We start from the raw sequence: 17,534 nt of genomic DNA, 5'->3' as shown, positions 1-17,534 counted from the left end.
ACTGACAATCAGGTAGATCCATGAAGCTCGATCGCTATGATCTGAAGATCCTCGAGATCCTTTCCCGAGACGGTCGTATCACCAAATCGAAGCTGGCCGAGGCCATCAACCTCTCGGTCAGCCCCTGCTGGGAGCGCGTACGACGCCTCGAGAAGGCCGGTGTCATCGAAGGCTACGGCGCCCGTCTCAACACCGATGTGCTGGTCAAGCGCACTCCGGTCTGGGTGCAGATCGAACTCAAGGCCCACAATGCCGAGAGCTTCGCGCGCTTCGAGGCGCTGGTACACGACACGCCGGAGGTCACCGAGTGCGTGGCCGTCGGCGGAGGCGTGGATTACCTGGTCAAGTTCGAGGCGACCACGATCGATACCTATCAGCGGCTGATCGATGAATGGCTGGTCTCCGACGTCGGCATCGAGCGCTATTTCACCTACATCGTCACCAAGACCGTCAAACGGCCTTCGGCGAGTATTTCCATCGATGATCTCGCGACGTGAAGGAAATGCGGCGTAAATGCCTGCGCGGGCAAATCGCTGCGTGACGCGGTGCGCGAAAGCTCGCCTAACGACATGTGAGAGGGAAGTGAGAGAACCGGCGGGCTTGCAGAAAAAACACCAAGTTGCCCACGTCGGAAAAAAAATCCTCATCCTTCCAGCGTCGTGCTTCGAAAAGTCCTGACCCTTCATCTCCCTTACCATGGAGACATCACGCGGCTGGAGCCGCGGTTGTTTTCATGGTCGGCGTCGCATGGACGTCGGCGCGTCAGGGGAGGTGCTTATGACGCTGTCCAACCAACTCAGCGATCTGCGACTATTCCGTCAGTATGCCTATATCGACGGCAAGTGGACTCACGGCGATGCCGGTCGTGAGGAGGCCGTCTTCGATCCCGCCACTGGCGAGGCCATCGGCCATATCCCGGTGCTGGAAGTCGAGCAGATCCGGGGTGCGGTGGACGCCGCCGAGGCGGCATTCGTGCAGTGGCGCGCGCTGCGCGCCGACGAGCGCTGCGAGCGTCTGCTGGCCTGGTATGACCTGCTGCAGGCCAACCGCGAGGACCTGGCCACCATCATGACCCTGGAGCAGGGCAAGCCCCTGCCCGATGCCCGTGGTGAGGTCGAGTACGGTGCCAGCTTCGTGCGCTGGTTCGCCGAGGAAGGCAAGCGCACCTTCGGCGACACCATCCCCAGCCATATCCCCAACGCTGCCCTGGGTACCATCAAGGAGCCGGTGGGCATCGCCGCGCTGATCACGCCCTGGAACTTCCCGCTGGCGATGATCACCCGCAAGGCCGCCGCCGCCATGGCTGCCGGCTGCCCGGTAATCGTCAAGCCGGCCCACGAAACGCCCTATTCGGCGCTGGCGCTGGCCGAACTGGCCGAGCGCGCCGGTATCCCCGCCGGGGTGTTCAACGTGGTGCTGGGCGAGGCGGCCGAGGTGTCGAAGCTGCTGTGCGATGACGAGCGCATCAAGGCGCTGTCCTTCACCGGTTCCACCCGGGTCGGTCGCCTGCTGCTGGAGCAGAGCGCGAACACCGTCAAGCGCGTGTCGCTGGAGCTCGGCGGCAATGCCCCCTTCATCGTGGGGCCGGACATGGACCCGCGGGAAGCCGCCTTCGCGGCGGTGGCGGCCAAGTTCCAGACCGCTGGCCAGGACTGCCTGGCGGCCAACCGCATCCTGGTCCACGAGTCGATCCACGACGCCTTCGTCGAGCAGTTCGCCGAACGCATGGCGGCGCTGACCGTGGGCAACGGCCTGGAAAGCGAAGTGGATCTGGGCCCGCTGATCCACGGCCAGGCGGTCGAGAAGGCCTCGGCCATCGTCGACGACGCACTGTCTCGCGGGGCCACCCTGGTGGCGGGCGACCAGCGTGAGGCGCCCGGCCCGAACTTCTTCATGCCGACCCTGCTCACCGGTGTGACGCCGGAGATGCAGGTGTGGCGCGAGGAGAACTTCGCGCCGGTGGCGGGGATCACGTCCTATCGCGACGACGACGAAGTCATCGAGATGGCCAACGATACCGAGTACGGCCTGGCGGCCTATGTCTACACCCACGACATCCGTCGCATCTGGAAACTGCTGCGGGCGCTGGAGTACGGCATGGTCTCGGTCAACTCGGTGAAGATGACCGGTCCGCCCGTGCCCTTCGGCGGCGTCAAGCAGTCGGGGCTGGGCCGCGAGGGTGGCGTGACCGGTATCGATGAGTATCTGGAGACGAAGTATTACTGCTTGGGTGCCCTGGGCTCCGTTTCCGGGAGCTAGCTTTTCCGAGAGCTAGCTGCGCTCGGCCTGACGGCGTTGGGCCCGACATCGAACATGCTCATTTACGGCCAGTAAACTCCGCTGTTCTCCGTCGGGCCCGCCTGGTCAGGCCTTCGCTCGCAGAGCTCTTTCGCCTGGAGTACTGCGTAACCTGCTGCCGAGTCGCCGAGCTCAGGAATCGCCGGGACAAACCGAATTCGATGAACCTTCTCTCCGGCGGAGCCGGGGAGCTTTACTGGAGAAGCGCATGACCACTCACAAGGATCTGATCGATCGCGACCGCAAGGTGACCTTCCACGCCTCCACCCACCTGCGCGACTTCGCCCATGGCGACGCGCCGGGCCGGGTGATCACCGGCGGCAAGGGCATCAAGATCGTCGACAAGGACGGCCGCGAGTTCATCGACGGCTTCGCCGGCCTGTATTGCGTCAACATCGGCTACGGCCGCAGCGAGGTCGCCGAGGCGATTTATCAGCAGGCCCTGGAGATGTCCTACTACCATACCTATGTGGGCCACTCCAACGAGCCGCAGATCGCGCTTTCCGAGAAGATCCTCGAGCTGGCCGGCCCCGGCATGTCCAAGGTCTACTACGGCATGTCCGGCAGCGACGCCAATGAGACCCAGCTCAAGATCGTGCGTTACTACAACAACGTGCTCGGCCGCCCGCAGAAGAAGAAAGTCATCTCGCGCATGCGCGGCTATCACGGCTCCGGCATCGCCTCCGGCTCGCTGACCGGGCTGAAGGCGTTCCACGATCATTTCGACCTGCCGATCGAGACGATCCGCCACACCGAGGCGCCGTACTACTATCATCGTGCCGCCGAGCAGGAAGGCATGACCGAGCGCGAGTTCTCCAAGCATTGTGCCGCCAAGCTGGAGGAGATGATCCTGGCCGAAGGACCGGACACCGTGGCTGCCTTCATCGGCGAGCCGGTGCTCGGCACCGGCGGCATCGTGCCGCCGCCCGAAGGCTACTGGGACGAGATCCAGGCGGTGCTGACCAAGTACGACGTGCTGCTGATCGCCGACGAAGTGGTGTGCGGCTTCGGTCGCACGGGCAGCGACTTCGGCAGCCATCACTACGGCATCAAGCCGGACCTGATCACCATCGCCAAGGGCCTGACCAGCGCCTATCAGCCGCTCTCCGGGGTGATCGTTGGCGACCGCGTCTGGGAAGTGCTCGAGCAGGGCACCGGCGAATACGGCCCGATCGGCCACGGCTGGACCTATTCCGGCCACGCCCTGGGCTGTGCCGCCGGGCTGGCCAACCTGGCGATCATCGAACGCGAAGGCCTCACCGCCAACGCCGCCGAGACCGGCGCCTACCTGCAGGAGCGCATGAAGGCTGCCTTCGCCGACCATCCGGTCGTCGGCCAGGTGCGTGGCGTGGGCATGATGGCGGCGCTGGAGTTTTCCGTCGACCCGGCGGCGCGTCGTCACTTCGATCCGTCCCTCAAGGTCGGGCCGCGCATGTCCGCCGCCGCCCTCGAGGAAGACCTGATCGCACGCGCCATGCCGCAGGGCGATATCCTCGGCTTCGCGCCGCCGCTGACCACCACTCGCGAGGAAGTCGACGAGATCGTCGCGCGCACCGAGCGGGCGGTGAACAAGGTGACCGATGCGCTGACGCGGGAAGGTGCCATCCAGGCCGCCTGAAGCTGGTGCAAGCGTTGAAGGTCACTGCGATGTGACAATAATCGCCGTAGGGTTTTCCCTGCGGCGATTGTGTTTTGGCGTTGCATGATCCGCGAGGAGAGAGGAGGTGAGATGTCGAAGCCTGCACATGGCGTGACATTGGCCGAAATCTACGCGGCGCGTCGGCGTATCGCCGGGCAGGCGGCGCGCACGCCGCTGGTGCGCTCCGAGGCCCTGTCGCGACGCTTCGATGCCGAGATTCTGCTCAAGCTGGAGACCCTGCAGCCCACCGGTGCCTTCAAGCTGCGTGGCGTCGCCAACATGATCGCAGCCTTGCTGGAACGCAACGGCCGCGAGGCGCTGGCGGCGGGCGTGACCACCGCATCCACGGGCAATCATGGTCGGGCGGTGGCCTATGCTGCCTCACGGCTAGGCCTGCCGGCGGTGATCTGTCTGTCGCGTCGGGTGCCCGACAACAAGGTTGCGGCCGTCGAGGCCCTGGGCGCCGAGGTGCGGCGCGTCGGAGACAGCCAGGACGAGGCCTTCGGTGAGGTCGAGCGGCTGGTGGCCGAAGACGGGATGGTGGCGATTCCGCCCTTCGACGATCCCTTGATCGCTGCCGGCCAGGGCACCATCGGCGTGGAGTTGATGGAAGATGCGCCGGATCTCGATCACGTGCTGGTGGGGCTTTCCGGGGGAGGGCTGCTGGGTGGCATCGGCGCTGCCCTCAAGGCCATCCGTCCCTCGCTGGAGGTGACCGGCGTGAGCCTGTCGCAAGGCGCGGCCATGCATGACAGCCTGCTGGCCGGTCATCCGGTGGCGGTCGAGGAAGTCGAGAGCCTCGGCGATTCGCTGGGCGGTGGCATCGGGCTGGACAATCGCTGCACCTTCGCGCTGGTGCGCGAGGTCATGGACTCGCACTGGCGCGTCTCCGAGCGAGCCATTGCCACGGCCATGGTCGAGTTGCTCGAACACGAGAAACTGCTCGTCGAGGGTGCTGCCGCCGTGGGATTGGCGGCCCTGAATGAACACGAGCTGGACGTACGCGGTCGCAAGGTGGCGTTGGTGCTCTCCGGCAACGGCGTGTCGCTGGAAACGCTTGATCGTGCCCGAGTCCTGGCGGGACGATGAGCTTCGGGCTTTGAGTCATTCTTCACTCTGCGCTCTTTCTTCTCCCCTGGAGGTTTTCCATGCAGCTTTATCAGCGCGATGCCATCTCCCGAGCCGTGACCCTCGATCATGACGCGCTGGCGGCGGTGGAGGCCGGCTTCGCCGCCCTGGGACGGGGCGAGGTGGTACAGCCGCCGATCCTGTCCATGGCCATCGAGGAGGCCAACGGCGAGGTCGACGTCAAGACGGCGCACATTCGCGGCGCCGAGCGCTTTGCCATCAAGGTCAGCCCGGGCTTCTTCGACAATCCCCGGCTCGGCTTGCCGAGCCTCAACGGCCTGATGATGGTGTTCTCCGCCAGGACGGGACTGGTGGAGGCGGTACTCTTCGACGAGGGCTATCTGACCATGATCAGGACGGCCCTGGCCGGCGCCATCGCCGCCAGGCACCTGGCGAGGGAGAACAGTCATCGCGTGGCCGTGCTCGGTGCCGGTGAGCAGGCCGAGCGGCAGGTGGAGGCGCTGCGTCTGGTGCGCGATATCCGGGTCGTCGATGTCTGGGCTCGGCGCCGCGAAGCCGCCGAGGCATATTCCGAAACGCTGCGCGGTCGTGGCCTGGAGGTGCAGGTGCACGACGATATACCGACGGCCTGTGAGCGGGCCGACATCATCGTTACCGCCACGCCGTCCCGGGAGCCGCTGTTGCGGGCCCGGGATCTGCCGGATGGCGTGCATGTCACCGCCATGGGCGCCGACAGCCCCGACAAGCGTGAACTGGATACCACGGTACTGACCCGTGCCGATGCCTTCGTCTGCGATACGCGGGCCCAGAGCGAGGTCAACGGCGAACTCAAGGCCTTCGCCGGTCGTGAAACGCCTTTCAAGGTTCACGAACTGGGGCAGGTGATTGCGGCCCGTGAGATGCTGCGGCTGTCGGAAGCCACCATCACGGTCTGTGACCTCACCGGCACCGGCGTGCAGGATACCGCCATCGCCGATTACGCCCTGACCCGGTTGTCGGGGTAGCAGGCTTCGAACGAAGCCTGGCGAGCCCCGTTGTCATCGGGTGTGGCATCTGTCATCGAGCTTGCCGATGATGGGCAAAGCGACCAATCTTGAATTTGAGGACATCCGCATCAACCCCTTGTCGAGGAGATCGTGATGAGCAGGCGCGTACTGGCCTTCGATGTCTATGGCACCCTGATCGATACGCATGGCGTGGTCGCCGAGTTGCAGTCCCGCCTGGGCGATCCGTCCATGGCGATGGAGTTTTCGCGGCGCTGGCGCGACAAGCAGCTGGAGTACAGCTTTCGGCGGGGGCTGATGGGCGCCTATGTGGATTTCGCGCGTTGTACCCGGGAGGCACTGGACTTCACCGATCGGGTGCTGGGCGTCGGCCTGTCCGATACCGACAGGGAACACCTGATGGGCGCCTATGCGAGCCTGCCCGCCTTTGACGATGTCAAGGCGGCACTGGCCCGTCTCGCCGAGACCCATGTCACCTGCGTGGCCTTTTCCAACGGCAGTCGCGAGGCGGTGAGCGGGCTGCTCGAGGGTGCCGGCCTGAGCGAGTATTTCGCCGATATCGTCAGCGTCGAAGAGGTCCGGCGCTTCAAGCCGGACCCGGCGGTCTATGCCCATCTGCGTCAGCGCCTCGAGGTCGAGCCCGGCGATACCTGGCTGATTTCCAGCAATGCCTTCGATGTCATCGGTGCGCGCCATGCCGGGCTGCATGCCGCCTGGGTCCGGCGCAGCCCGGAGGCGCCCTTCGATTCCTGGGGCATCGATCCCGACATCACGGTTTCCGATCTCGAGGGATTGGTCGACTACTTGAATTGAGCTGCCAGCCCCGAAAAGGAAACCCCCGAGAGATGAGTCGCTCAGTGCCCGGCGGTGTGGTCTTCCGCCGGGGGCTCGAAGTGTCGACCCGCTTGATGCAGCAGCCCGAATTGTCGGTCGCACTCGCGACAGGCGCTGCACATCGTCAGGTGGAAGCGTAGCGACAGGCGCTCGCGGAGTGTCAGGGCGCGGTCGCGCTTCATCGACATCAGGCGGGTGGCATCTTTGCACATCAGCATTGGGGATTCTCCGTCAGCCAGCCACTTTCGATACAGGTACGCAGCCTCAGCCGGGCCCGATGCAGCATCACCCAGCAGTTGTTTTCCTTGATGCCGGTTTCGTGGCAGATGTCACGGGTGGAGAGTCCCATCAGCTCCCGCAGCGAGAAGACTCGGGCGAGGTTGTCCGGCAAGCCGATCATGCAGGTATCGAAGACCTGCCAGAAGCTTTCGTTCTCCAGCGTGGCTGCGGGATCTCCCCAGCAGGATGGACGGGCGTGAGGCTCCCAGCGCCCGTTCCGCTGGAAGAGCCGGTCGATGACATCGTCGCGGGGCTCGTCATCCAGCGGCTGCCACTGGCCGCTGCTGCGCTGGTCGCGCATGGCATCGAGAATCTTGTGCTTGAGGATGCCGAATACCCAGGTTTCGTATCCGGAGCGTCCGGAGAAGGTGTCGGTCTTTTCCATGGCGGTCACCAGGGCGTCCTGAACGGTATCCTCGGCCCGGGCCTTGTCGCGTAGATGCAGGAGGGCGAAGGACACCAGGCGGGGCCGCACGGCCTCGAGTCGTTTTCCATACCCTTGATCGTCGGCAATGGTCTCAGTTCCGTCGTTCACGAGTCGCCCCCTTGTCGTGGGATGTCATCGGACCGTCCATCGCGCCCATACATCGACAAGGGTAAACGAAATGTGACGTCAACGCCGTGTGCTGGACAGCCAGGCGCTGACCAGCCAGTCCAGGGAGACGATGCCCGGGCCGCGTAGTATCAGAACCAGCAGGCTACTGGCCCAGAGCCCATGAGTGACCCAGGCACCGGGATAGACGAAGACCTGGATCACCAGGGTCATGCACAGCAGTCCCGTGGCGGCGAGCCGGGTGGCGAGGCCGGTCCACAATGCCAGCGACAGACTGAACTCGGCGATCGTGGCCAGATATGCCGCCAGGACAGGGGGAATCAAGGGCAGGTCGTATTCATTCGCGAACAGAAAGAAGGTGCTCTGACTGATGCCGCCGGCATCCACCTTGGTCAGGGCCGAGAGGAAGAAGACGCTGCCGAGGACGACACGCATCAGCAGCAGGACCGCATCCAGGGGCAAGTGGTCCAGCCAGGGTGTCAGGTGTCGATAATAGCCTGCCAGGGGCTTGAGCAAGTGAAGCTTCATGATGGTGCCTCCTCGTCATGGAGCCGCATCAGGGCACCGAGGCCGATGAGCGTGCCGAGCGCCTCGCCGGTTTCGGTCTGACCATGGCGCTGGCTGCAGGCCGCCAGGGCCTCGCCGAGGGCTGGTCGGGCCTCGAGGGCGTGATAGAGCGCTCCACAGGTCGGCGTGACCGGCTGGATGTCGACACGTCGCCCGTGGCGTACCAGCAGCCAGTGCCATTGGCCCCGGGCCCCGACAGGGGCGCCGGCTTCGCCCCGTTCCAGGGCTTGCCACAAGTCGAGCACGTCATGACGTCCGATCAGGTGGTGCGAGGCGGGGCAGGGTTTGCACTGGAGGGCGTCAGGGTCATGCGCCCGGGCCAGTCGTTCGGCATCCAGCGGCGGTGCGGCGGCGGCATGGCTGACATCGAGCCGGGCGCGCTCGAGGCGGCAGATGTCGATGACATAGGGGTAATCGGCCATCGCCGGCAGGCTGTCGAGGATGTCGGCAAAGCGGTACCCGTAGCGGATCAGGCGTGGCTCATCGGGGAGATGATGGCGCGCGTAATCGTTCGCCACGGAGGTGAAGAAGCGTTCGCCAAGCAGTGTGCGGGTATGCGGGAAGGTTGCGGCCAGCGCCTCGATCAGGCTCTGCCTGACGTTGTTGCGATAGACGGCGAACCCCTGCTGCCGGCTCGGGCCGCTATCCGCGGCGTCGGGAGCCCGCAGGGCCTCGGCGAAGCGTTGCTGCCACTCGGCCAGGGAGGTCATGATCCGCCCTCCGCGGTGGCGGCCGGCACTCGATGTGCGGAATGGTGAAAGCGCGCCAGGTCGACTTCCTCGAGCCAGCGAGACAGGGCCGGGATGCGCGCGTCCCACTCGATCAGGGTCGGCACCTGGGGTAACCAGCGTGACAGTTGGGCATAGCGCTGCCAGACGGCGTCGGAGACGGGACTGCCGTGATCGTCGATACGCAGTGGCGGGGTGACATCGGTATCGAGATGGTGCCCGGCGAGATGGAATTCCCCCACGGCCGATAGCGGCAAGGCGGTGAGGTAGGCATCGAGATCCCGTCCGAGGTTGTGGGCGCTGATGTAGGCGTTGTTGATGTCCAGCAGCAAGCCGCAGCCGGTCCGGTCGACGAGCTCGGCGAGAAAATCGGCTTCTTCCAGGGTGTTGTCGAGATGCACATAGAGGCTGGGGTTTTCGACCAGCAAACGGCGCCCCAGCGCTTGTTGCGTTTCATCGACATGCCGAACCACCACGGCCAGACTCTCCTCCGTCAACGGCAGCGGCAACAGGTCGTTGTAGCAGTCTCCCTGCAGACGGCTCCAGGCGAGATGCTCCGAGACCAGCGCCGGGCGCAGTTCGTCGACCAGACGGACGAGCCGGCGCAGGTGGGCGGTATCCAGCGGTTCGGCGCTGCCCAATGACAAGCCGACGCCATGCACCGAAAGGGGATAGCGCTCGGCGATGGCGGCGAGGTCGTCGCGGAACGGACCTCCCGCACTCATGTGGTTCTCGGCGTGCAGTTCCAGGAAATCGACGTCGGCGCGTTGTGCCAGGAGCTCCGCAACGTGCTGATGCTTGAGGCCGATACCCTGAGCGGCCCATGGCAGGCCAGTGACATCCATCGACATATGAGGTCTCCAGAGTCGCGGCCCGCCCCGGAGGGCGAGCCGTTGGACAGAATCAGGGCCGGTCGATCTCGGTCAGGCTGCCGTTGCCATGCGGGGTTTCGATGCTGGTGCAGGTGCCCTCGGGAACCAGTTTCCAGGCATTGCCCTGATAGTCGACGGTGGACGTACCGGCGCAGGTCGTGCCGGGGCCCGCCTTGCAATCGTTCTGGCCGGCCAGGGCAACGCCATAACACTTTTCCATGGCCTGCTCGTCGGATTCTTCGTCGCCGGCGTAGGTGGTCGCCATGGCGCCGGCTTGGGCAATGGCGGTGGTGATGACGGCAGCCATCAGCATGGAATGTTTCATGGTCTGTCTCCGTGCATTTTTGCGTTGTTGGTGGCCCTCGGGCATCGGATCGATACGTCGATGGGCATTGTTGTGTCGGAGCAGGCGGCGAAACCTTACAGATGCCATGCAAGTCGCGGTGGTCGGCGCCTCACAGTTCGATGATCGGCCCGTCGGCGGCCTCGGCATCGGCGCGATCATGGGTCACCATCAGGGTCGGCAGAGCGTCGCGCCTGATGCGCTCGAATACCAGGCGACGCATCTCGTCGCGTAAGGTGGTATCGAGCTTGGAGAAGGGCTCGTCCAGCAGCATGGCGCGGGGGCGGGCGAGCAGGACCCGCATCAGGGCGACCCGTGCGCGTTGACCGCCCGAAAGGGTGGCGGGGTCGCGTTCGGCGAAACCCGCGAGGCCGATGTCGTCGAGTGCCGCTTCCACCTCGCTGCGGCGTTGTCGACGTGCGCCGCCGGCCGGCATGCCGAAGGCCAGGTTGCCGCCCACATCGAGATGGGGAAACAGCAGGGGATCCTGGAACAGCAGGCCGAGACCGCGACGTTCCGGCGGCAGCCGCCCAAGCTCGGTCTCGCCCAGTCGAATGCGGCCCGAGGCGCGAAAGCCGAGCGGCAGGAAACCGGCGACATGGGCCAGCAGGGTCGATTTGCCGACGCCGGACGGCCCCATCAGGGTCAGGATCTCGCCGGGTTCGATACGGGCCGAGACCTCGATCAAGGGCTTTCCTTCATGCGTGATGACGATCTCGTCGAGTCGCAAGGGGGCGGTGGTCATGCGGCGTCTCCGGAGAGCATCTGGCGGCGGTCTCGCCACCACAGGCGGGGCAGGGCCGTGGCCAGCAGGAAGCCCAGTGCCGGCAGGGCGAGCTGGTACAGGGCGTAGACGGCAGTGAGCCGTCGATCGCCGCCACTGGCCAGGTTCACCGCCTCGGTGGTCAGGGTGGTCAGGCGTCCGGCACCGAGCAGCAGGGTCGGCAGGTACTGGCCGACGCTGACGGCAAAGCCCACGGCGCCGGCGACCAGGATCGGTGCGGCGAGCATGGGCAGGCGAACGCGCAGGAAGATGCTGGCGGGCGAGGCGCCGAGCGTGGCGGCGACCTGGCGCCAGCGGGGATCCTGGCGGCGATAGCTTTCCGCCAGCGACAGGAAGGTATAGGGCAGCACGAACAGGACATGGCCCAGGGTGACCACCGGCCAGCCGGGCGCGAGCCCCATCTGGGCCTGCCACTGCACGAGCCCCTGCAGGAAGGCCACCTGGGGGACCAGCAAGGGCAGGTAGAGGATCAACTGAGCGCCGGCGCCCAGCGGCCGTCGACGATGGGTTTCGGCCTCCAGGCAGCCGAGGGTCAGCGCCAGGGCGATGCCGGTGGCGGCCAGTCCGATGGTGACGGTACTCGAGAGGGATGCCCCGAGGCCCATGGTGGCCTGTCGCCAGGCATGCAGCGTCGGCGTGGCGGGCCAGGCGTCCGGAAAGGGCCAGTAACCGGCCAGCGACCAGAGGATGAGGCCCGCCAGGGCGGCGAGCAATACACCGATGGCCAGCCAGGTCACCAGGCCGCCGAGGCTTCGCCCCAGGTATTCGCCGCGTCGTCGGTGTCCATCGCGCAGCCAGGCGGCTCCCAGCCGCGAGACCAGCCGTTCGCCCAGCCACCAGATCAGCAGGGCAGCGGCGGTGACGCCGATCTGCAGCAGCGCCCCCGCGGCGGCCTGGAAACGCATTGTCAGGTCGGGATCCCCCAGCCAGCGCACCACGGCCACGGCCAGGGTTGGTGGCGTCGAGGGGCCGAGGATCATGGCCACTTCGATGTTGGCGGTGGCGAAGACGATGACCGCGTAGAGCGGCAGCCGGATCAGCGGATACAGGGCCGGCATCACGCCCTTGAGAAAGCCGTTGAGCCGCCCGTAGCCCAGTGCGCGCGCCATCATCAGGCGTTCCCCGGCCCGGCACTGGGGCAGGGCGGCCAGGCTCATCAACAGCAGGAAGGGAATCTCCTTGAGCGTCAGCCCGAGGATCAGGGCCAGGCCGGCCTCGTCACCGGGAAACAGGTAGTCGGGCGGTTGGCTCCAGCCGCTGAGCCAGGGCGAGACTAGGCGACTGGCCAGTCCCGAGGGCGTCAGCAGAAAGGCCAGCCCGATGGCGGCCGCTGCGTGGGGCACCGCCAGCAACGGCGAGAGCAGGCGGCGTATCGTGCCGAAGAAGCGCGTCTCGAGGAAGGTGGCCAGGCACAGCGCCACGCTGACGAACGCCGCCAGGGCGCTGGCGATTCCGGTGAACAGGCTCAGGCGCCCCATCTCGACCAGGCCTGGTGTGTCGCCGAGCGCCCGCCAGTGGTTCAGCGTCCAGGTCTCGCCGCCCAGTGCCGGATGCCAGCCGAAGGCCGGGGCGATCACGCCGGCCAGTCCCAGGAGGACCGGCAGGATCAACAGCGCCAGGGTCATGGCGGGCGCGGCGCGTATCGCCGTCACGAAGCTCGGCATTGGGCTCTCGTCCTCGCTTCAGCCGTTGCCATAGCGCGCCTGCCACTGTGCTTCCAGGGCCTCGACCCAGCTCGGGTGGGGTTCGGGCAGGGTGCGTTGCAAGGCCTCGGGAGGCGGGCTCGCGGGATGACGCTCGCCCTCGAACGCCTGACGCTCGTCGGCATCGAGACGGCGCATGTCGAGTACGCTGGGATCGCCCCAGACATCGATATCCTGCTTGCGGGCCTGGGCCTCGGGCGACAGCAGGAAGTTGGCCAGCAGCATGGCGCCAGCCTTGTGGCGGGCGTTGAAGGGAATCGCCACGAAATGGACATTGCCGAGGGTGCCGCCCTGGAGCACGTAGCTGCGGGTGCTCGGCGGCAACTGGTGGGCGGTCACGGCGGCGGCCGGCTCGGCGGGGTTGAAGGTGAAGGCCAGCGACAGCTCGCCATCGCCCATCAGGCGCTTGAGTTCGGGGCCGCCGGAGGGGAAGTGTCGCCCCTGGCGCCAGAGGTGGGGATGCAGGGCATCGAGATAGTCCCAGAGCGGTGCCGTCACGGCCTCGACGTCGTGACGCGAGGCCGGTTCGGCCAGCACTGACGGGTCTTCGACCTGCGAGAGCAGTACCTGCTTGAGAAAGGTGCTGCCCAGGAAGTTGGGCACCAGGGGATAGGTGAATCGCCCGGGATGCTCGCGGACCCAGGACAGCAATGCCGACAAGCTGCGCGGTGGTTCAGCGACGCGTTCGGTGTCGTGGTAGAAGGTCAGCTGCGCCTTGCCCCAGGGCGACTCGTAGCCCTCGGTCGGCAGGGTGAAATCGGTGAGCATCTCGGGATTGTCGTCGGGCGATGTCAGTGCGAAGTTCGGCAGTCGGCGGGCGAAGGGCCCGAACAGGAGGTCACGTTCTTTCATGGCGGCGAAGTTCTCGCCGTTGATCCACATCAGGTCGACGGCGCCCGCTGCGTCGTTGCCCGCGGCCTGTTCGGCGACGATCCGGGATATCGTCGTGGCGATGTCGTCCACCTTGACGTGCACGACCTCCAGGTCGTGTCGTTCGTCCATCCGCCCGGCCACCCAGCCGATGTAACGGTTGATGGCGGGATCGCCGCCCCAGGCGCTCCAGTAGACGGTCTGGCCGCGGGCCTGGCGCTCGATGGCGGACCAGGAGGCATTCAGCGGCGAGGTGTCGTCGGCGGCCAGGCTCGTCGCGAGCGCGGCGCCGGCCAGGGCGAGGGCTAGGGCTAGGGCGAAACGGCGTGGCATCGGCGGCATCCTGGTCGAGGGAGTCCCTTGATGGTAACCGCTGCGGGGCAAAGAAAAAGGGCGCCGCCGAAAACGGGGCGCCAACGAGCCAGCATGCCAGGCATGCAGGGGTGAGGCGGCATGGGCCGCCACGAGAGAGAGCTGCTTGAATGCTGTGCGTCGCGTCGCTTCAGGGGCCTTCAGCTCAGGCGTTGTCCCGAGACGCTGGGATGGAACAGCGGCTGCACGGTGTTGCCGTCAGGGTCCTTGCAGTAGAGGCTGCGCCCGCCGTCGGCATGGTCGTGAGGGCCGCGCACTACCTCGACGCCCTGCGACACCAGGTAGTCGTGCCAGGCGTCGATGTCGTCGCGCTCGTCGACGACGAAACCGAGATGGTCGAGGCGTTGCGGGTCGCCGCCGGTGTCCTGCTTGGCGCGGGCCAGGGAGACGTTGTCGTTGCCGAGCGTCAGGTAGACCAGGTCGGCATGGGCGCGCCGCAGGATGTCCATGCCCAGGATCTCGACGTAGAAGCGTTCACAGGCTTCGAGATCCTGAACCTGCAGGGCGATATGGCGCATGCCGTTGAACGGAGCGGGGCGTTGCATGGGGCCTCCTTGTGCGCGGTCGAGGTTGAAACGTATAGTGGAAAATATTTTCATAAATAGCATCGTTCCACAACCCCAGGGAGATCGCCATGTACTGCATCATCGTCCAGACCCGCCTCAAGCCCGGCACCCGGGAGCGCTTTCTCGAGGCCATGCTGCCCAATGCCGAGGCGTCGGTGCGCGAGGAGCCCGGCTGCCATGCCTTCGATGTGATCGAAGATCGCGATGAACCGGACCTCATTCACCTCTATGAGATCTACACTGATCAACAGGCCCTGGTGGCCCACAAGGAAACGTCCCACTACAAGGAGAGTCGCGCGATCGTCAACGAACTGATCGCCGAGCAGAAGGTGATTCGCGCCGATGTGCTGGCGATGAATCCCGAGCGCTGAGAGCCGAGGGAACGGCGGGGCGGTTCACTTTGTCTCCCGTGTCGAGGTGAGGCGCATGTATCGCGAGCCGAGGCAGCATCAGCGGCGTTCCGTCATCTGGCTGTGCCTGGCCTGCCTGCTGTTGGCAGGCGCCCTGCTGGCGTGGCAGGCCGTGGCCCAGCAGGCGGAGCGCGGGCAGGAGAGAGGCTCGGCGCTGGTGATGACGCTCGAGGGAGCCATCGGTCCCGCCACCAGCGATTACTTCCAGCGCGGACTGGAGATCGCCGAGGCGGACGGCGCCGAACTGGTGATCGTGCGTCTCGATACACCGGGCGGCCTGGATGCCTCGATGCGCGACATGATCAGCGCCATGCTTGCGTCCGACGTGCCGGTAGCCTTCTATGTCGCGCCTGCCGGTGCCCGGGCTGCCAGTGCCGGTACCTATCTGCTGTATGCCAGCCATGTGGCGGCCATGGCGCCGTCGACCCACATGGGCTCGGCCACGCCGGTCCAGCTCGGGGGCGGTGGCGTGCCGGGCATCGGCGGCGAGCCCGAAACGCCGGACGAAGATGAGGCCGCCGGCGATGATGCCGGTGGCACCGAAGCGGAAGAAACATCCGACACGCCGCAGGCCTCGGAGAACGGCGATTCGGACAAGCGTCGTGGCGAGACCGCCATGGAGCGCAAGGTGCTGGAGGATGCCGTCGCCTATATCCGCTCCCTGGCCGAGCGGCACGGACGCAACGCCGACTGGGCCGAATCCGCGGTGCGCGAGGCGCACAACCTGACTGCCAAGGAGGCGCTGGAGCGTAATGTCATCGATGTGGTGGCCAGCGACCTCGATGACCTGCTCACCCAGATCGACGGCCGCGAGGTGGTCATGGCCGATGGCCAGCGCACCCTGGCCACCGAAGGGCTGGCCATCCAGCGCTTCGACCCGGACTGGCGTACCCGGCTGCTGGCGGTGATCACCAATCCCAATGTCGCCTATTTCCTGATGATCATCGGCTTCTACGGCCTGATCTTCGAGCTTTCCAATCCCGGCAGCCTGGTGCCCGGTACCGTGGGCATCATCTCGCTGTTACTGGCGTTGTTCGCCTTTCAGGTGCTACCCGTTAACTATGCCGGCCTGGCATTGATCCTGGTCGGGATGGGGCTGATCGTCGGCGAAGCCCTGATGCCGAGCTTCGGCATCCTCGGCATGGGCGGCATCGTGGCCTTCGTTATCGGATCGGTGATGCTGATGGACGCAGATACCCTGAACATATCATTGCCCCTGATCGGCGGCGTGGCTCTGGTGGCGGCAGGCTTGATGCTGTGGGTCGTGACCCGTTTCATGGGCCTGCGCCGACGCCCCGCGCGCACCGGGCAGGAAGAGCTGCTGGGCAGCGAGGCCCGGGCGCTCGAAGGGTTCCGGGGCGAGGGCCATGTGCGACTGCACGGTGAGCGCTGGAATGCCCGCAGCGAGGTATTCCTCCAGCCCGGGCAGGTCGTGCGGGTGGTCGACATGGATGGCCTGACGGTCGTGGTCGAGCCCACCGATACCGCCTCGGGGGAGGGCCCCTCGGGCGTCAACGATGAGGAGAATGCGTCATGATGCTTTCCTATCTCGTGCCGGCCGTCCTGGTTCTGCTGTTGCTGGCGGCCTCGATTCGCATCCTGCCGGAGTACAAGCGCGGCGTGGTGTTCTTCCTGGGCCGCTTCCAGTCCGTCAAGGGGCCGGGGCTGGTCATCATCATTCCCGCCATCCAGAAGATGCAGGTGGTCGACCTGCGGGTGATTACCATGGATGTGCCGGAGCAGGACGTGATCTCCCAGGACAACGTCACCGTCAAGGTCAATGCGGTGCTCTATTTCCGGGTCGTGGACCCGGAGAAGGCAATCATCCAGGTGGAGCACTTCGTCAGTGCCACCAGCCAGCTGGCCCAGACGACCCTGCGCTCGGTACTGGGCAAGCACGACCTCGACGAGATGCTCTCCGAGCGCGACAGGCTCAACGACGACATCCAGGAGATCATCGACTCCTCGGCCGAGGGCTGGGGCATCAAGGTGGCCAACGTGGAGATCAAGCACGTCGACCTGGATGACAGCATGATCCGGGCCATCGCCCGCCAGGCCGAGGCCGAGCGTGAGCGGCGTGCCAAGGTGATCCATGCCGAGGGCGAACTGCAGGCCTCGAAGAAGCTGGTGGAGGCCGCCAACATCATGTCGGAGAACCCGGCCGCCCTGCAGTTGCGTTACCTGCAGACGATGAACGACATGAGCAACAAGAACGCCTCCACCATCGTGGTGCCGCTGCCCATCGACATCATGGAGGCTTTCCAGAAGGTCAAGGGTTCCGGCGCCAAACCGTCCTCGCGGCCATCGCCAGCGGCTGATGACGCATCCGAGCCGTGATGGCCCGGTGACTGCCGAAGCCGGAACGTTACCGCGTCGCGGTGGTTCGAGCCGAGTGAGTGCGGCGTGGCATGAACTCTGATAATATGCGCCGCTCTCGCCGGGAAGCTTCTTGATGCTGGGTCAAGAGCATGCCCGATAAACCAGAGCAAGGGATCGAACTACCGTGATGACTCCTCTGGCAGGGCTGGCCACGCCGCCCTAGCGTTTCCCCTCTCCAAGCCGCGACCTCGCTGTCCGCGGTGCCATGGATATCGCACCGATATCCCGGATGCTCCTGCATTCG

At 65.9% G+C, this 17,534-nt stretch carries 19 protein-coding genes; 9 read left to right on the top strand and 10 right to left on the bottom strand.

What is annotated here, in order from left to right; genetic code table 11:
* Positions 1 to 20: 20 nt before the first annotated feature.
* The 6 genes from HELO_RS14620 (at position 21) to HELO_RS14595 (ending at position 6,843) form a co-directional block, all read left to right on the top strand.
* Entirely contained in the window at positions 21 to 497 is a 477-nt protein-coding gene (locus HELO_RS14620) for an Lrp/AsnC family transcriptional regulator (protein ID WP_013333419.1), read from the top strand.
* A gap of 280 nt (positions 498 to 777) precedes the next feature.
* Positions 778 to 2,259 carry an NAD-dependent succinate-semialdehyde dehydrogenase gene (locus HELO_RS14615; protein ID WP_013333418.1) on the top strand — a complete coding sequence of 494 codons (1,482 nt, stop codon included), beginning with the start codon at positions 778 to 780 and terminating at the stop codon, positions 2,257 to 2,259.
* A 247-nt stretch (positions 2,260 to 2,506) separates the two neighbouring features.
* Positions 2,507 to 3,916 (top strand): aspartate aminotransferase family protein, encoded by a 1,410-nt coding sequence (locus HELO_RS14610; protein ID WP_013333417.1) that lies wholly within the window; start codon positions 2,507 to 2,509, stop codon positions 3,914 to 3,916.
* A gap of 111 nt (positions 3,917 to 4,027) precedes the next feature.
* A complete protein-coding gene (gene eutB / locus HELO_RS14605) occupies positions 4,028 to 5,026 on the top strand; it encodes a hydroxyectoine utilization dehydratase EutB (RefSeq protein WP_013333416.1) in 999 nt (332 codons plus the stop codon).
* A 59-nt stretch (positions 5,027 to 5,085) separates the two neighbouring features.
* Positions 5,086 to 6,030, top strand: coding sequence for a cyclodeaminase (locus tag HELO_RS14600; protein WP_013333415.1), 945 nt, complete (start codon positions 5,086 to 5,088; stop codon positions 6,028 to 6,030).
* Between the two features lie 135 nt (positions 6,031 to 6,165).
* Positions 6,166 to 6,843, top strand: coding sequence for a haloacid dehalogenase type II (locus tag HELO_RS14595; RefSeq protein WP_013333414.1), 678 nt, complete (start codon positions 6,166 to 6,168; stop codon positions 6,841 to 6,843).
* Positions 6,844 to 6,884: 41 nt separating this feature from the next.
* Here the strand turns inward: HELO_RS14595 and HELO_RS14590 are convergent, their stop codons facing one another.
* The 10 genes from HELO_RS14590 to HELO_RS14545 form a co-directional block, all read right to left on the bottom strand.
* A complete protein-coding gene (locus HELO_RS14590) occupies positions 6,885 to 7,082 on the bottom strand; it encodes a zf-HC2 domain-containing protein (RefSeq protein WP_041602175.1) in 198 nt (65 codons plus the stop codon).
* On the bottom strand, positions 7,076 to 7,678 hold the full coding sequence (locus HELO_RS14585; RefSeq protein WP_013333413.1) for a sigma-70 family RNA polymerase sigma factor: 603 nt from the start codon (positions 7,676 to 7,678) through the stop codon (positions 7,076 to 7,078). The genes HELO_RS14590 and HELO_RS14585 overlap by 7 nt, the downstream gene beginning before the upstream one ends.
* A gap of 78 nt (positions 7,679 to 7,756) precedes the next feature.
* Positions 7,757 to 8,224, bottom strand: coding sequence for a DoxX family protein (locus HELO_RS14580; protein ID WP_013333412.1), 468 nt, complete (start codon positions 8,222 to 8,224; stop codon positions 7,757 to 7,759).
* Positions 8,221 to 8,973 (bottom strand): HvfC/BufC N-terminal domain-containing protein, encoded by a 753-nt coding sequence (locus tag HELO_RS14575; protein WP_013333411.1) that lies wholly within the window; start codon positions 8,971 to 8,973, stop codon positions 8,221 to 8,223. Before HELO_RS14575 ends, HELO_RS14580 begins: the two co-directional genes overlap by 4 nt.
* On the bottom strand, positions 8,970 to 9,842 hold the full coding sequence (gene bufB / locus HELO_RS14570) for an MNIO family bufferin maturase (RefSeq protein ID WP_013333410.1): 873 nt from the start codon (positions 9,840 to 9,842) through the stop codon (positions 8,970 to 8,972). Before bufB ends, HELO_RS14575 begins: the two co-directional genes overlap by 4 nt.
* Before the next feature lie 52 nt (positions 9,843 to 9,894).
* Complete coding sequence (locus tag HELO_RS14565; protein ID WP_013333409.1) at positions 9,895 to 10,188, bottom strand: BufA1 family periplasmic bufferin-type metallophore; 294 nt, start codon at positions 10,186 to 10,188, stop codon at positions 9,895 to 9,897.
* Positions 10,189 to 10,318: 130 nt separating this feature from the next.
* Entirely contained in the window at positions 10,319 to 10,951 is a 633-nt protein-coding gene (locus HELO_RS14560) for an ATP-binding cassette domain-containing protein (protein WP_013333408.1), read from the bottom strand.
* Entirely contained in the window at positions 10,948 to 12,654 is a 1,707-nt protein-coding gene (locus HELO_RS14555) for an ABC transporter permease (RefSeq protein ID WP_013333407.1), read from the bottom strand. The genes HELO_RS14560 and HELO_RS14555 overlap by 4 nt, the downstream gene beginning before the upstream one ends.
* An 18-nt stretch (positions 12,655 to 12,672) precedes the next feature.
* Positions 12,673 to 13,896, bottom strand: coding sequence for an ABC transporter substrate-binding protein (locus HELO_RS14550; protein ID WP_013333406.1), 1,224 nt, complete (start codon positions 13,894 to 13,896; stop codon positions 12,673 to 12,675).
* A gap of 179 nt (positions 13,897 to 14,075) precedes the next feature.
* The gene (locus HELO_RS14545) at positions 14,076 to 14,480 is read right to left on the bottom strand and encodes a VOC family protein (protein WP_041602174.1); all 405 of its coding nucleotides are present in this window, start codon (positions 14,478 to 14,480) and stop codon (positions 14,076 to 14,078) included.
* Between the two features lie 89 nt (positions 14,481 to 14,569).
* Here HELO_RS14545 and HELO_RS14540 point away from each other — a divergent pair, with 89 nt between their 5' ends.
* From HELO_RS14540 to HELO_RS14530, 3 genes are read left to right on the top strand one after another with little or no spacing between them, the layout of a single operon-like run.
* Positions 14,570 to 14,872, top strand: a complete 303-nt coding sequence (locus tag HELO_RS14540) for a putative quinol monooxygenase (RefSeq protein ID WP_013333404.1) — start codon at positions 14,570 to 14,572, stop codon at positions 14,870 to 14,872.
* Between the two features lie 55 nt (positions 14,873 to 14,927).
* On the top strand, positions 14,928 to 16,448 hold the full coding sequence (locus tag HELO_RS14535) for an NfeD family protein (RefSeq protein ID WP_013333403.1): 1,521 nt from the start codon (positions 14,928 to 14,930) through the stop codon (positions 16,446 to 16,448).
* Positions 16,445 to 17,248 (top strand): slipin family protein, encoded by an 804-nt coding sequence (locus tag HELO_RS14530; RefSeq protein WP_013333402.1) that lies wholly within the window; start codon positions 16,445 to 16,447, stop codon positions 17,246 to 17,248. Before HELO_RS14535 ends, HELO_RS14530 begins: the two co-directional genes overlap by 4 nt.
* The last annotated feature ends 286 nt before the right edge of the window (positions 17,249 to 17,534 follow it).

The organism is Halomonas elongata DSM 2581 (genome assembly GCF_000196875.2).
Classification (GTDB): Bacteria; Pseudomonadota; Gammaproteobacteria; order Pseudomonadales; family Halomonadaceae; genus Halomonas; species Halomonas elongata.
This window is presented reverse-complemented; position numbering and strand designations above follow the sequence as displayed.

Excerpts from the sequence above, each read along its gene's own strand:
- HELO_RS14620 (WP_013333419.1), top strand. The coding sequence starts at position 21 with ATGAAGCTCGATCGCTATGATCTGAAGATCCTCGAGATCCTTTCCCGA.
- HELO_RS14615 (WP_013333418.1), top strand. The coding sequence starts at position 778 with ATGACGCTGTCCAACCAACTCAGCGATCTGCGACTATTCCGTCAGTAT.
- HELO_RS14610 (WP_013333417.1), top strand. The coding sequence starts at position 2,507 with ATGACCACTCACAAGGATCTGATCGATCGCGACCGCAAGGTGACCTTC.
- eutB (WP_013333416.1), top strand. The coding sequence starts at position 4,028 with ATGTCGAAGCCTGCACATGGCGTGACATTGGCCGAAATCTACGCGGCG.
- HELO_RS14600 (WP_013333415.1), top strand. The coding sequence starts at position 5,086 with ATGCAGCTTTATCAGCGCGATGCCATCTCCCGAGCCGTGACCCTCGAT.
- HELO_RS14595 (WP_013333414.1), top strand. The coding sequence starts at position 6,166 with ATGAGCAGGCGCGTACTGGCCTTCGATGTCTATGGCACCCTGATCGAT.
- HELO_RS14590 (WP_041602175.1), bottom strand. The coding sequence starts at position 7,082 with ATGCTGATGTGCAAAGATGCCACCCGCCTGATGTCGATGAAGCGCGAC.
- HELO_RS14580 (WP_013333412.1), bottom strand. The coding sequence starts at position 8,224 with ATGAAGCTTCACTTGCTCAAGCCCCTGGCAGGCTATTATCGACACCTG.
- HELO_RS14575 (WP_013333411.1), bottom strand. The coding sequence starts at position 8,973 with ATGACCTCCCTGGCCGAGTGGCAGCAACGCTTCGCCGAGGCCCTGCGG.
- bufB (WP_013333410.1), bottom strand. The coding sequence starts at position 9,842 with ATGTCGATGGATGTCACTGGCCTGCCATGGGCCGCTCAGGGTATCGGC.
- HELO_RS14565 (WP_013333409.1), bottom strand. The coding sequence starts at position 10,188 with ATGAAACATTCCATGCTGATGGCTGCCGTCATCACCACCGCCATTGCC.
- HELO_RS14560 (WP_013333408.1), bottom strand. The coding sequence starts at position 10,951 with ATGACCACCGCCCCCTTGCGACTCGACGAGATCGTCATCACGCATGAA.
- HELO_RS14555 (WP_013333407.1), bottom strand. The coding sequence starts at position 12,654 with ATGCCGAGCTTCGTGACGGCGATACGCGCCGCGCCCGCCATGACCCTG.
- HELO_RS14550 (WP_013333406.1), bottom strand. The coding sequence starts at position 13,896 with ATGCCACGCCGTTTCGCCCTAGCCCTAGCCCTCGCCCTGGCCGGCGCC.
- HELO_RS14545 (WP_041602174.1), bottom strand. The coding sequence starts at position 14,480 with ATGCAACGCCCCGCTCCGTTCAACGGCATGCGCCATATCGCCCTGCAG.
- HELO_RS14540 (WP_013333404.1), top strand. The coding sequence starts at position 14,570 with ATGTACTGCATCATCGTCCAGACCCGCCTCAAGCCCGGCACCCGGGAG.
- HELO_RS14535 (WP_013333403.1), top strand. The coding sequence starts at position 14,928 with ATGTATCGCGAGCCGAGGCAGCATCAGCGGCGTTCCGTCATCTGGCTG.
- HELO_RS14530 (WP_013333402.1), top strand. The coding sequence starts at position 16,445 with ATGATGCTTTCCTATCTCGTGCCGGCCGTCCTGGTTCTGCTGTTGCTG.